The sequence below is a fragment of the Sphingomonas sp. genome (assembly GCF_019635515.1).
Classification (GTDB): Bacteria; Pseudomonadota; Alphaproteobacteria; order Sphingomonadales; family Sphingomonadaceae; genus Sphingomonas.
On the sequence record NZ_JAHBZI010000002.1, the window covers coordinates 16,540 to 29,120 of the forward strand.

Sequence of the window (12,581 nt, forward strand, 5' to 3'; positions counted from 1 at the left end):
GTGAACGCCCGCGTCGACCGCACCTTCGCGCTGCTCTTCACCGTCATGCTGACCATCGCCGCGGGCAATACCGCGCTGCAATCGGTGCTGCCCGCATTGGGCCGTTCGCTGGGCGTGGCGGACAGCGCGGTGGCGGCGGTATTCTCGGTCTCGGCCCTGCTGTGGGTGATCGCCGCGCCGTTCTGGGCCAATCGCTCGGACCGGCATGGGCGCCGCGCGATGGTGTTGCTCGGGGTCGCGGGGTTCACTTTCTCGCTGCTCGGCTGCGGCGTCTTCCTGGCGCTCGGGATCAACGGCGTGCTGGCGCCACTGGCGACCTTCATCGCCTTCATCTTCGCGCGAATGATCTATGGCGCGCTGGGATCGGCAGCGCCGCCGGCGGTGCAGGCGCTGGTGGCGGGGCGCACCACGCGCGAGGAGCGGACCAAGGCGCTGACGCTGATCGCCTCCGCCTTCGGGCTCGGCACGATCCTCGGCCCGGCGATCGCCCCCTATCTGGTGCTGGGGCGGCTATGGGACGGCGGCCCGCTGATCGGGCTGGCCGGTCCGGCCTTCTTCGCGGCAGGGGTCGGCGCGGTGCTGTGGGTAGCGGTCAGCCATTTGCTTCCCAAGGATGAAGGCATCTCGCATGGCGCCGCGGCGAGCTATCCCTCGATCGGCGGCCAGGCGACCGGTGCCACCGTCACCGCGGCGATGGCGGAGCGCAGCCAGCCCGTCGGCTTTTTCGACCCGCGCATCCGCGCCTGGATCATCGCCGGGCTGGTCATCGGACATGCCCAGGCGATGACCGGGCAGGCGATCGGCTTTCTGGTGATCGACCGGCTTCACGTGACGCCGCTGGAGGCGCTGCAACCGACCGGCCTCGTGCTGATGATGGGGGCGGGATCGGCGCTGCTCGCGCAATGGGGGCTGATCCCGATGCTCGATTTGAAACCGCGCCAGCTGATCCTGGCCGGCGTGTCGCTGGGCGCGGTGGGGTGCGTGGCGGTCGGCACCTCGATGACGCTCTACGGCATCGCGCTCGGCTATGCGCTGACCTCGCTCGGCATGGGGCTGGCGCGGCCGGGCTTCACCGCCGGATCGTCGCTGGCGGTGGGACCGGAGGCGCAGGGATCGGTGGCGGGCAAGGTCACCTCGATCAACGGCGCGGCGTTCGTGCTGGGGCCGTCGATCGGGGTGGGGCTGTACGAATTGTGGCGGCCGCTGCCCTATCTGACGGCGGCGGGGTGGCTGGCGTGTTTGCTGGTATATGCGGCGGTGGCGTTGCGGTCTTCAGCCGTCACCCCGGCCGAAGCCGGGGCCCAGAATCCAACGGATATCGCTGGGTGACCCTGGACCCGGCGTTCGCCGGGATGACGGTGAACCTTCAGTCGTCGGCCTTGAGGCCGTGCCCGCGCAGCATGCCCGGCGCGATGAAGCCGATAGGCTGGATCGCCGAGGCCTGTTGCTTGAGCTTGCCCGACATGGCTTCGTACTCGCTCTCCATCTCGGGAGTGACCGTGGCGCGCGAATCGGCGAGCGCCTCCTCGAAATCTGCCATCGTCACGGTCTTCGCCTTGAGCGATTTGCGCAGGGCGATGAGGCCGGCGCGGCGGACCACGTCCTCGAGATCGGCGCCGGTATAGCGGCTGGTCTGTTCGGCTACGCTCTTGAGATCGACGGTCTTGTCGAGCGGCATCTTCTCGGTCTGGACGCGCAGGATACGTTCGCGGCCGGGCGCATCGGGGACGCCGACATAGATCAGCTCGTCGAAGCGGCCCGGGCGGAGCAGCGCCGGATCGATCAGATTGGGGCGGTTGGTCGCGCCGATCACCACCACCGATTGCAGCTCTTCGAGCCCGTCCATCTCGGCGAGGATGGTGTTGACCACCCGCTCGGTCGCCTGCGGCTCGCCGAGGCCGCCGCCACGTGCCGGGACCAGCGAATCGAGCTCGTCGATGAAGATCACGCACGGCGCGACCTGGCGGGCACGGGCGAACAGCCGGGCGATCTGCTGCTCGGATTCGCCATACCATTTGCTGAGCAGGTCGCTCGACTTGGTGGCGATGAAGTTCGCCTCCGCCTCGCGCGCCACCGCCTTGGCCAGCAAGGTCTTGCCGGTGCCGGGCGGGCCATAGAGCAGGAAGCCCTTGGCCGGGCGGATGCCGAGGCGGCGGAAGGCGTCGGGATCCTTGAGCGGCAGCTCGACGCCTTCCTTGAGGCGCATCTGGGCGTCATCGAGCCCGCCGACATCCTCCCAGCGGACGCGCGGCGCCTCGACCATCACTTCGCGCATTGCGCTGGGCTGGACGCGCTTCAACGCATCGAGGAAATCCTCGCGCGTCACCGATAGCGTATCGAGTACTTCGGGCGGGATCGTGTGATCTTCGAGATTGAGCCGGGGCATAAGCCGCCGCACCGCCTCGATCGCGGCTTCGCGGGTCAGCGCCGCGAGATCGGCGCCGACGAACCCGTAGGTGGTGCGCGCCAGTTCGCCGAGATCGACGCGGTCGCCCAAAGGCATGCCACGGGTATGGATGCCGAGGATCTCGCGGCGGCCGCGCTCGTCGGGCACGCCGATGACGATCTCGCGGTCGAACCGGCCGGGACGCCTGAGCGCCTCGTCGATCGCATCGGGGCGATTGGTCGCGGCGATGACGACGATATTGGCGCGCGCCTCCAGCCCGTCCATCAGCGTCAGCAATTGCGCGACGAGGCGCTTCTCGGCCTCGCCCGACACCTGGCCGCGCTTGGGGGCGATCGAATCGATCTCGTCGATGAAAACGATCGAAGGCGCGGACTTGGCTGCTTCCTCGAACACCGAACGCAGGCGTCCTTCGGATTCGCCATAGGCCGAGCCCATGATCTCGGGCCCGTTGATCAGATGGAAGGTCGCGTCGGATTCATTGGCAACGGCACGGGCGAGGCGGGTCTTGCCGGTGCCGGGCGGGCCATGGAGCAGCACGCCCTTGGGCGGATCTACGCCGAGGCGCTGGAACAGCTCGGGATAGCGCAACGGCAGCTCGACCATCTCGCGGAGCTGGTCGATCGTCGCGGCCATGCCGCCGATATCGTCATAGGTGACGTCGGCGCGGCGGGCGTCGCCGGCTTCCTGATATTCGGGACGCAGCTCGATCTCGGTATTCTCATCGATATGGACGATGCCCTTGGGGCTGGCCTGGATCACCGCGAGGCGGATCTCCTGCAGCGCATAGGCCGGGGCGCGGAGATGCTGGGCGACGTGCGGCGGGACATTGTCCATCCGCTGCTGCCCGGCGGTGGCGACGACATCGCCCTGGCAGAGCGGACGCCCGAAAAAGCTGCGCTTCAATGCCTCGCCCGAACCCTGAAGCCGCAGATTCTGCTGGGCGGGCGCGAAGACCACCCGGGTCGCCGGCTTCGACACCGCCTTGCGCACTTCGACGAAATCGCCCGCGCCGATCCCGGCATTGGCGCGCTGGAGGCCGTCGATACGAAGGATTTCGAGGCCCTCATCCTCGGAATAGGGCAGCACCGCGCGCGCCGGGGTCGAGCGTTTGCCGACGATCTCGATGACATCGCCCTCGGCCAGGCCCAGCGCCGCCATCAGCGTGCGCGGAATATGGGCGAGGCCGCGGCCGCTATCCTCGGGCCGGGCGTTCGCCACCTGCAATTTGCGGACCTGGGCTTCTTCGTCGGCCATTCGGGTGCATCTCCTGTCGCGGGGCTAGCGCGTTAACATAGGGAAGGGTTCCGGAATGACGAGGGGTGGTGAGGGACGCGCTGCGCCGTGGCAAAGCCACGTCGCCGTCAGTCGGCGCTCGTAGCGCCACCGGCCGTGTGCGCCTTGAGGCGCGAAATAGCGCCGCTATTCCGTGGCCCGGCGCGCAAAAAAAGGCCGCCCCGAGGGACGGCCGTTTGAAAGTTTTAGGAGAGGATGCCTGAAAGGCCCGATCTTTCTGCGCCGCGACGCGCTTTGTTGCAAGTGCGAAGAAACACGGTCGCGAATGCAGTGCTTGCAATCGTAACTGACCCGTAAGATAGTCTCGATAGAGAGCGAAACCGCGCAGGGGGAGCGCGGGACCGATCGACCGGCCTATGACGCAACGCACAAGAGAGGCTTGGAATGCGCCGTCTTCCTCCGCTGACCGCCATCGAAGCCTTTGTCCAGGTTGCGCGGCTCGGCTCGATCAAGGCCGCCGCCGAAGAGCTGGCTCTGTCGTCGCCCGCGCTCAGCCGCCGCGTGCAATCGCTTGAACGTTTCATCGGCAAGCCGCTGTTCGAGCGGCGGCATCAGGCGCTGCGGCTCAACGAGGATGGCGAGCGGCTGCTGAGCGGGATCGCCCCCGCGCTCGACGCGATGACCGACGCGGTCGAGGCGATGACCAGCGGCACCGAGCTGCTGCGCCTGCGACTCGGCGTGCTGCCGCTGTTCGCGACGCAGCGGCTGATGCCCAAATTGCCCGATCTCAAGCGCAGGCACCCCGAGCTGCACCTCGATGTCGATACCGGCGGGCATGGCGTGACCCGGCTGGGCGACGGGCTCGACGCGGCGATCGTGCTGGCGCGCGACGTCGATCCCGGGCTCTACGCGCGGCGGCTGGACCGCAATCGGGTGCATGTCATCGGCGCGCGCAGCCTGGTCGAAGGGCCGGACCCGATCACCCGGCCCGAGCAATTGTCCAAGCTCACCGCTTTGGTCCACCGCGACATGGCCGAGACCTTCACCGCGTGGCGCGCGGCGGCGGGCGTGCCTGAGCTCGAACCGCTGGCGATCGACCATTTCGATTCGGGGACGCTGATGCTGGAGGCCGCGGCACAGGGGCTGGGGGTCGCCTTCATGCTCGAATCGCATTTCGAAGCGGCGCAGGATCCGCGCCTCGTCCAGCTCTTCGACCTGACCGTGGAGAGCCAGTACAGCTACTGGTTCTGCTGCCGCCCGCGCGCGCTCACCACCCGCCCGGTGCGCCTCTTCCATGACTGGCTGATCGACGCGGTCGGCACCGAGACCGACTAGGCGAGCGCGGAATCGCTCACATAGGGGTTGGTCCTGCGCTCGTGCGCGAAGTTGCTGAGCGGGCCGTGGCCGGGGACGAACACCGTCTCGCCGCCCAGCGGCCAGAGCTTGGCGACGATCGAGTCGAGCAGGTCCTGATGATTGCCCATCGGGAAATCGGTGCGGCCGATCGAGCCCTGGAACAGCACGTCGCCGACGGTCGCGAACTTCGATTCGGGATGGTGGAAGACGACATGGCCGGGCGTGTGGCCGGGGCAGTGATAGACATCGAGCGTCAGGTTGCCGACGGTGACCTGATCGCCATCGACCAGCCAGCGGTCGGGCTCGAACGGATGCCCCCGCACCCCATATTTCCTGCCGTCATCCTCGAGCCGCGCGATCCAGAAGCGGTCGGCCTCGTGCGGGCCCTCGATCGGCACGCCCAGTTCCCTGGCGAACTCGCCCGCCGAACCGCAATGATCGATATGGCCATGGGTGATCAGGATTTTCTCGATCGTGACGCCATGCTGCTGCGCGGCGGCGCGCAGCTTGGGGAGGTCACCGCCGGGATCGACGAACGCGCCGCGCATCGTCCGGGTGCACCACAGCAGCGTGCAATTCTGCTGGAGCGGCGTGACCGGCACGATGGCCGCGCGCATGGGTGCACTCTGGGGATCGTTCTGCATGGGCGCGAGATAGGCGGTGCGGACCCGGGCGGCAACATGGGCTTGCCCGCGCGACCGCGCGGCTGCATTCCCGGCTGATGGGGCTCACTCCTCCCTTCGTATTGCTCGACGACGCACGCCCCGGTGGCGCGGGCGCGCGGCTGTATCGCGATCCGGTGGGTGTCGTGCGCGCCGAAGGGCCGGGTGACGTCAAGGCCGCGATGGCCGAATTGCGGGCGGCGCGGGCGCGGGGCCTGCATGCCGCCGGCTATCTGACCTATGACGCGGGCAAGAGCTTCGAGCCCCGCGCCGAGGCGATGACGGGCAAGGCGCCTTGCCTTTGGTTCGGACTGTTCGATGGCTACGAAACCGTCACGCCCCCCGATCTGCTTCCCGATCCCGCCGGGGCATGGGCGGGGGCGCCGCGGCCCAACATCCCCCGCGCCCGCTACGAGGCGGCGTTCGCCCGCGTCGCCGAGCTGATCGCGGCGGGGGACATTTATCAGGCCAACCTCACCTTCCGCGCCACCGTGCCCTTTGCCGGCAGTCCGCTGGCGCTGTACGCGCTGCTGAGAGACCGGGCGGCGGCGGGCTATGGCGGGCTGATCGCGACCGGCGAACAATGGCTGCTGTCCTTCTCGCCCGAGCTGTTCTTCTCGCTCGAAAGCGGCAAGCTGACCGCGCGGCCGATGAAGGGAACGGCGGTGCGCGAGGCCGATCCCGAGCGCGACCGCGCCGCCGCCGAGACGCTCGCGTCGGATCCCAAGCAGCGCGCCGAGAATCTGATGATCGTCGATCTGATGCGCAACGATCTCGCCCGGGTGGCGCGGGCCGGCAGCGTCGCGGTGCCGCAACTCTTCCATGTCGAGCGCTATCCGACGGTCCATCAGATGGTCTCGACGGTCACCGCCACGCTGGCCGACGATCTCGACGCGACCGACGCGCTGGCGGCGCTGTTTCCGTGCGGTTCGATCACCGGCGCGCCCAAGCTCCGCGCAATGGAGATCATCGCCGCGGTCGAGGAGGATGCACGCGGGGTCTATACCGGTTCGATCGGGCGGCTCGACGCCAATGGCGACGCGATGTTCAATGTCGCGATCCGGACGCTGACGCTGGATGAAGATTGCGCGACGGTCGGCCTGGGATCGGGCGTGGTCGCCGATTCGAACGCCGCCGAGGAATGGGCCGAATGCCTCGCCAAGGGCGCGTTCGTCAAATCGGGCGAGAAGCCGTTCGACCTGATCGAGACGATGAAGTTCGATCCCGAAGCCGGGATGCCGCTGCTCGAACGCCACCTCGCGCGGATGAAGGCGAGCGCGCTGATCTTCGGCTTCGAATTCGACCGCCACGCCGCACGCAACGAATTGCAGGCCGCGACCTTCCGGTTGCGCACCCCCGCCAAGGTCCGGCTGTTGCTCGCGCCATCGGGCGCGGTGGCGATCGGGATCGCGCCCTTGCCCAAGGCGCCGGAGCGACCGGTCAGGGCCGCGATCATCGCCCGCGAAGTTGCGCCAGACGACTTCCGGCTGTTTCACAAGACCAGCCGGCGGAGCCTGTACCGGCGCGTGCCGGATACCTTCGAGACGCTCTATATCGATGCGGAGGGTCATCTGACCGAAGGCAGCTTCACCTCGCTCTTCGTCGAGCGCGACGGCGTGCTGGTGACGCCACCGCTCCACCGCGGGTTGCTTCCCGGCGTGCTGCGCGCCGAGCTGCTCGAATCGGGCCGGGCAGTCGAGGGCGATCTGACCCCCGCCGATCTCGAAAACGGCTTCTATATCGGCAATGCCGTGCGCGGACTGGTTTCAGCCGTTACAGTTGCGGACCGAGCCCTTGCGGAGTAGTCGCGCGCCCATGCAGACTTCCGCCGCGCTCAACCGAATCCAGCCCTCCGCCACGCTCGCGATGACGAGCCGCGTGTTCGAGCTTAAACGCCAGGGAATCGATGTGATCGGCCTCGGCGCCGGCGAGCCCGATTTCGACACGCCCGATTTCGTCAAGGAAGCCGCAATCGAAGCGATCCGCGCGGGCAAGACCAAATACACCAATGTCGACGGGACGCCCGAGCTCAAGCAGGCGATCCAGGCCAAATATGCTCGCGACAATGGCCTGACCTATGCCGAGAACCAGATCAGCGTGAATTCGGGCGGCAAGCACACGCTGTTCAACGCATTCTGCGCGACGATCGACCCGGGCGACGAAGTGATCGTCCCGGCGCCCTATTGGGTGAGCTACCCGGACGTCGTCGAGTTTGCCGGCGGCAAACCGGTGTTCGTATCGGCCGGCGCCGAGCAGAATTACAAGCTGCGCCCCGAGCAATTGGAAGCCGCGATCACCGCCAGGACCAAATGGGTGGTGCTCAATTCGCCGTCGAACCCGACCGGCGCCGCCTATAGCGAAGCCGAGCTCAAGGCGCTCGGCGAAGTGCTCGAACGGCATCCGCATGTTCTCGTCTACGCCGACGATATGTATGAGCACATCCTCTACGACGGCTTCGAATTCCGCACGATCGCGCAGGTCTGCCCGGCGCTCTACGACCGCACGCTGACCGCCAATGGCGTGTCCAAGGCCTATGCGATGACCGGCTGGCGGATCGGCTATGCCGGCGGCCCGGCCTGGCTGATCAAGGCGATGGGCAAGCTCCAGTCGCAATCGACCTCGAACCCGTGCAGCATTTCGCAGGCGGCTTCGGTGGCGGCGCTCAACGGCGACCAGAGCTTCCTGAAAGAACGCGTCGCCGCCTTCCAGGGCCGCCGCGATCTCGTCGTGTCGATGCTCAACCAGATCAACGGGATGAACTGCCCGCGTCCCGAGGGCGCATTCTACGTCTATCCCGAGTTCAGCGCGCTGATCGGCAAGACCACGCCCAAGGGCATGGTGATCGACACCGACGAGGCGATGATCAACTATCTGCTCGACGATGCGCGGGTCGCGGCGGTGCATGGCGCGGCGTTCGGCTTCTCGCCCGCCTTGCGCATCAGCTACGCCACCTCGGACGAGATTCTGACCGAGGCCTGCGGGCGGATCCAGGAAGCCTGCGCGGCCTTGCGCTAAGCCGCGCTACGCACGACATTCACGTCCATGCTCAAATGGACGCTCCCCGCCGCCGCCCTGACCGGGGCCGCGCTGTTGCTCGCGCAGCCTTCGGCAGGCGCCGAACGCGCGGTTCCGATCCCCGCGCCCGCGCAGGATGTGACCGGGGTGAACGGCCAGCAGGTCGCGATACTGGCGGGCGGCTGCTTCTGGGGCATGGAAGCGGTGTTCCAGTCGGTGAAGGGTGTGACTTCGGTCACCTCTGGCTATGCCGGCGGCACCGCCAGGACCGCAACCTATACGCAGGTATCGACCGAGAAGACCGGCCATGCCGAGGCGATCCGGATCATCTACGATCCGCGCAAGGTCAGCTACGGCACGTTGCTGCGCATCTATTTCTCGGTCGCGCACGATCCGACCCAGCTCAATCGCCAGGGACCGGATACCGGCCCGAGCTATCGTTCGGCGATCTTTCCGCAGAGCGAGGCGCAGCGCCGCGTGGCCGCCGCCTATATCGCCCAGCTTACCAAGGCGAAATCGTTTCCGCGCGCGATCGTCACCAGGCTCGAGACCGGCCAGTTCTTCGCGGCCGAGGCCTATCATCAGGACTTCTTCTGGCGGAATCCCAGCCACCCGTACATCGTGCGCTGGGACAAGCCGAAGGTGGCGGCGTTCCGCAACGCCTATCCACAACTGGTGAACTGAGCGACTAGACCAGACCCATCGCCGCCAGCTCGCCGAGCAGAGCAGGCGGCAGCTCCCCGGCACCGTCACCGCCCTCACCAAGATCGCGTGGCGCGTTCGCATCTTCGAGATAGCGCCAGCCCTGATGGGCACGCTTGGGCAGAGGGTGTGTGAGGATCAGTTTGGGTTCGAGATAAATCGCAACCCGCCCGCCTTCGGCCTCGCCAAAGCCGATAATCGGCGAGCGACCGACCAATTTGTGCTTGATGATCCAGAACAGCGAGCCGCCGACGATCTCTTCGTGGCGCTTGGGCAAATAGCGCGTCGTCAGGAAAGCGGGCTGATGCGCCGCCTTGAGCGCGAGGCGCCCGGCGAGATAATCGACCGAATCGGCGCCATAAGCGACTTTGGTGAGGTGGAGTGGCACGCGGCCTATCTGGGTGCGCGAACGCGCGCGATCAACCGACCAGGCCGCTGATCGTGGCGAGGCCCAGGAAGACAAGGAACCCCATCGAATCGGTGGTCATCGTCACGAACACCGAGGAGGCGACCGCCGGATCGGCATCGAACCGGTCGAGCGTCAGCGGCACGATCACTCCCGCCAGCCCGGCGATGAGGATATTGGCGAGCATCGCCGTCGCGATCACCGCGCCCAATTGCGGGTGACCGTAGAACAAGCCCACCGCGATGCCGATCACCAGCGCGACGCTCATCCCGTTCAGGATCGCGATGGTGATCTCGCGGCGGATCGCGCGCCAGGTGTTCGATTGCGTGAGCTGGTTCATCGCCAGCGCGCGCACCGTCACCGCCATGGTCTGGGTGCCGGCATTGCCGCCGACCCCGGCCACGATCGGCATCAGCGCGGCGAGCGCGACCATCTTGCTGATCGTGCCTTCGAACAATGTGATGATCGTCGCGGCGACCAGCGCCGTACCGAGATTGGCGATCAGCCAGCGCACCCGCGCCTTGTAGCTGTCGAGCACCGGCTCGTTGATGTCGCCCTCGCCCGCGCCCGACAGGCGGAGGATGTCCTCGCCGGCTTCCTCGGAGATGATATGGACGATGTCGTCGACGGTGATGACGCCGACCAGCCGGCCGTTGGGATCGACCACCGCCGCCGAGATCAGCGCGTATTTCTGGAAGCGCAGCGCGACTTCTTCCTGGTCCATGTCGACCGGGATCAGCGTCTGCTCGCGCTTCATGACGTCAGCGATTCGGACCACGCGCGGGGTGCGGAGAATCCACGACAGCGCGCAGGTGCCGAGCGGCTTGTGCGCGGGATCGACGACGAAGATTTCCCAGAAGTCGGTCGGCAGCTCCTCCTCGCCACGCAGGAAATCGAGCACGTCACCGACGGTCCAATGCTCGGGCACCGCGATCAGTTCGCGCTGCATCAGGCGGCCGGCGGTCTCCTCGGGGTAGGAAAGCGCTTCCTCGATCGCGGCGCGGTCATCGGGATCAAGCGCCCGGAGCACCTCGCGCTGATCCTCGGGCTCCATGTCCTCGATGATCGCAACCGCGTCGTCGGTATCGAGTTCGGAAGCGAGATCGGCGACCTGAGTCGCGGTCAGCGCGTCGACCAACACCTCGCGGACATAGTCGTTCATCTCCGCGAGTACGTCGCCGTCGATGAGATCGGCGATGGCGGAAACGAGCGCGGGGCGGTCCTCGGACGGCGCCAGCTCGACAAGATCGGCGATGTCGGCGGGGTGAAGCGGCTCGACCAAGGCGTGCGCCACGGCGAAATCGCCGCCCTCGACCGCTTCGAGCACGGCGCTGACGAAGGCGGGCTTCAGCCGGTCGTCCTCATCGAGTTCGCTTTCGGGTGCCGCGATGGCGTCGTGCAGTTCGGTCTCGCTCATCGTCCGACCTCCCTTGTGCCGCGTCCTGCCCCGCCGCTGCCACCCTAACCCATGATTTGCAAGTCGGGTCCCGCGCGCTTACGTGCGCGCCAACTATTGCAGGAGTATCCCGTGACCGAATTCACCAAGCTCAACCTCACGCTCGACACCGGCGAGGTGACCATCAAGCTGCGTCCCGATCTCGCCCCCGCCCATGTCGAGCGCATCGGCACGCTCGCCAATGAAGGCTTTTACGACGGGGTGACCTTCCACCGCGTGATCGACGGCTTCATGGCGCAGGGCGGCGACCCCACCGGAACCGGCATGTCCGGCTCGGACAAGCCCAACCTCAAGGCCGAGTTCAGCCGCGAGCCGCACAATCGCGGCGTCTGCTCGATGGCGCGGACGATGGATCCGAACACCGCCAACTCGCAGTTCTTCATCTGCCTCGACGACGCGACCTTCCTTGACGGGCAATACACCGTCTGGGGCGAAGTTACCGACGGCATGGACGCGGTCGACGCGCTCCCCAAGGGCGAGCCACCGCGCAACCCCGGCAAGATCGTCAAGGCGACCGCCGAGTAAGGACGCTTACGGCCCCTCCCCAAACAGGAGGGGCCGAACGCCCGGTGTTCAGAGAATGCCATAGGCGATCAAGGCGGCGTAGATGGCGAGGCCGAGGGTGATCAGCATGGTAGTCACCGCGCCGATCATCCGTCCCGCCCGAAAACCGTCCATGCCGAAGCCGTGGAGCACGCGGCCAAAGACATAGACCATCGCCACCAGCCATAAATAGAGGCTGCCGCCGCGCGCCAGTTCGATCAGCCCGAGCAGGATCAGCACCAGCGGAGTATATTCGGCGAAATTCAGTTGCGCGCGCATGCGCGCGATCAGGCGCTGGTTGCCGCCATCCCCCACCCACACTTTTTCCGCTGAGCGGACCTGGCCGATTCGCAGCGCGAGCCAGAAGTTGATGAGCGCGGCGGCCGCGGCGGTGGTCAAGGTAACGGGCAGCAGGATCATGGCGAGGGTCCCCCAAATGGACAACCACCCTACACAGCCTTGCAAGCGCGGCAAGAATCGCTATAGGCGCGGCTCGCTTCGTGACCCGTCCGCCGGTCCGGCGAGCGCGAGGCTTTCCTCTCGCTTGCCCGAATGACCGCGTGAGCGTATCGCGATTTGATTCTGATTTGTTCGTGAAAAGGTGCCGAGATGGCCGTCCCCAAGAGAAAGACCTCGCCGTCGCGGCGTGGCATGCGCCGGGCGCACGATGCGCTCACGGTCGCAGCGTTCCAGGAATGCCCGAATTGCGGCGAACTGAAGCGCCCCCACAACCTCTGCACCGCCTGCGGCCACTATAACGGCCGCGAGATCACGGCCGAGGGCTGAGCTACGCGGGTTGGG

At 67.0% G+C, this 12,581-nt stretch carries 12 protein-coding genes; 7 read left to right on the forward strand and 5 right to left on the reverse strand.

The genetic code is table 11. The annotated features are described in order from the left end of the window. Nucleotides 1-45: 45 nt before the first annotated feature. Complete coding sequence (locus KF730_RS12255; protein WP_294099863.1) at nt 46-1,329, forward strand: MFS transporter; 1,284 nt, start codon at nt 46-48, stop codon at nt 1,327-1,329. A 37-nt stretch (nt 1,330-1,366) separates the two neighbouring features. On the opposite strand, the gene KF730_RS12260 is transcribed toward KF730_RS12255, so the two are convergent. Beyond that, on the reverse strand, nt 1,367-3,661 hold the full coding sequence (locus tag KF730_RS12260; RefSeq protein WP_294097592.1) for a CDC48 family AAA ATPase: 2,295 nt from the start codon (nt 3,659-3,661) through the stop codon (nt 1,367-1,369). 423 nt (nt 3,662-4,084) lie between these two features. Here KF730_RS12260 and KF730_RS12265 point away from each other — a divergent pair, with 423 nt between their 5' ends. Next, nucleotides 4,085-4,975, forward strand: a complete 891-nt coding sequence (locus KF730_RS12265; protein WP_294097593.1) for a LysR substrate-binding domain-containing protein — start codon at nt 4,085-4,087, stop codon at nt 4,973-4,975. On the opposite strand, the gene KF730_RS12270 is transcribed toward KF730_RS12265, so the two are convergent. Continuing rightward, on the reverse strand, nt 4,972-5,640 hold the full coding sequence (locus KF730_RS12270; RefSeq protein ID WP_294097594.1) for an MBL fold metallo-hydrolase: 669 nt from the start codon (nt 5,638-5,640) through the stop codon (nt 4,972-4,974). The genes KF730_RS12265 and KF730_RS12270 overlap by 4 nt on opposite strands. A gap of 77 nt (nt 5,641-5,717) precedes the next feature. On the opposite strand from KF730_RS12270, the gene pabB reads away from it, so the two are divergent. From pabB to msrA, 3 genes are read left to right on the forward strand one after another with little or no spacing between them, the layout of a single operon-like run. Beyond that, nucleotides 5,718-7,463: an aminodeoxychorismate synthase component I gene (gene pabB, locus KF730_RS12275; protein WP_294097596.1), complete on the forward strand. Its 1,746-nt coding sequence runs from the start codon at nt 5,718-5,720 to the stop codon at nt 7,461-7,463. A 10-nt stretch (nt 7,464-7,473) separates the two neighbouring features. Further along, nucleotides 7,474-8,673, forward strand: coding sequence for a pyridoxal phosphate-dependent aminotransferase (locus KF730_RS12280; RefSeq protein WP_294097597.1), 1,200 nt, complete (start codon nt 7,474-7,476; stop codon nt 8,671-8,673). A 27-nt stretch (nt 8,674-8,700) separates the two neighbouring features. Continuing rightward, nucleotides 8,701-9,357, forward strand: coding sequence for a peptide-methionine (S)-S-oxide reductase MsrA (msrA, locus tag KF730_RS12285; protein ID WP_294097598.1), 657 nt, complete (start codon nt 8,701-8,703; stop codon nt 9,355-9,357). Between the two features lie 4 nt (nt 9,358-9,361). Here the strand turns inward: msrA and KF730_RS12290 are convergent, their stop codons facing one another. Both KF730_RS12290 and mgtE read right to left on the reverse strand, forming a co-directional pair. Continuing rightward, nucleotides 9,362-9,763, reverse strand: a complete 402-nt coding sequence (locus tag KF730_RS12290; RefSeq protein ID WP_294097599.1) for a DUF1489 domain-containing protein — start codon at nt 9,761-9,763, stop codon at nt 9,362-9,364. A 31-nt stretch (nt 9,764-9,794) separates the two neighbouring features. Further along, complete coding sequence (gene mgtE / locus KF730_RS12295; RefSeq protein WP_294097600.1) at nt 9,795-11,198, reverse strand: magnesium transporter; 1,404 nt, start codon at nt 11,196-11,198, stop codon at nt 9,795-9,797. Between the two features lie 111 nt (nt 11,199-11,309). Here mgtE and KF730_RS12300 point away from each other — a divergent pair, with 111 nt between their 5' ends. Next, nucleotides 11,310-11,762, forward strand: coding sequence for a peptidylprolyl isomerase (locus KF730_RS12300; protein ID WP_294097601.1), 453 nt, complete (start codon nt 11,310-11,312; stop codon nt 11,760-11,762). 48 nt (nt 11,763-11,810) lie between these two features. Here the strand turns inward: KF730_RS12300 and KF730_RS12305 are convergent, their stop codons facing one another. Next, the gene (locus KF730_RS12305) at nt 11,811-12,200 is read right to left on the reverse strand and encodes an MAPEG family protein (protein ID WP_294097604.1); all 390 of its coding nucleotides are present in this window, start codon (nt 12,198-12,200) and stop codon (nt 11,811-11,813) included. Between the two features lie 189 nt (nt 12,201-12,389). Here KF730_RS12305 and rpmF point away from each other — a divergent pair, with 189 nt between their 5' ends. Then, a complete protein-coding gene (rpmF, locus tag KF730_RS12310) occupies nt 12,390-12,566 on the forward strand; it encodes a 50S ribosomal protein L32 (RefSeq protein WP_294097607.1) in 177 nt (58 codons plus the stop codon). The last annotated feature ends 15 nt before the right edge of the window (nt 12,567-12,581 follow it).

Coding starts and splice junctions, on each gene's coding strand:
- pabB (WP_294097596.1), top strand. CDS start 5,718: ATGGGGCTCACTCCTCCCTTCGTATTGCTCGACGACGCACGCCCCGGT.
- rpmF (WP_294097607.1), top strand. CDS start 12,390: ATGGCCGTCCCCAAGAGAAAGACCTCGCCGTCGCGGCGTGGCATGCGC.
- KF730_RS12305 (WP_294097604.1), bottom strand. CDS start 12,200: ATGATCCTGCTGCCCGTTACCTTGACCACCGCCGCGGCCGCCGCGCTC.
- KF730_RS12270 (WP_294097594.1), bottom strand. CDS start 5,640: ATGCAGAACGATCCCCAGAGTGCACCCATGCGCGCGGCCATCGTGCCG.
- KF730_RS12260 (WP_294097592.1), bottom strand. CDS start 3,661: ATGGCCGACGAAGAAGCCCAGGTCCGCAAATTGCAGGTGGCGAACGCC.
- msrA (WP_294097598.1), top strand. CDS start 8,701: ATGCTCAAATGGACGCTCCCCGCCGCCGCCCTGACCGGGGCCGCGCTG.
- KF730_RS12280 (WP_294097597.1), top strand. CDS start 7,474: ATGCAGACTTCCGCCGCGCTCAACCGAATCCAGCCCTCCGCCACGCTC.
- KF730_RS12255 (WP_294099863.1), top strand. CDS start 46: ATGCTGACCATCGCCGCGGGCAATACCGCGCTGCAATCGGTGCTGCCC.
- KF730_RS12265 (WP_294097593.1), top strand. CDS start 4,085: ATGCGCCGTCTTCCTCCGCTGACCGCCATCGAAGCCTTTGTCCAGGTT.
- mgtE (WP_294097600.1), bottom strand. CDS start 11,198: ATGAGCGAGACCGAACTGCACGACGCCATCGCGGCACCCGAAAGCGAA.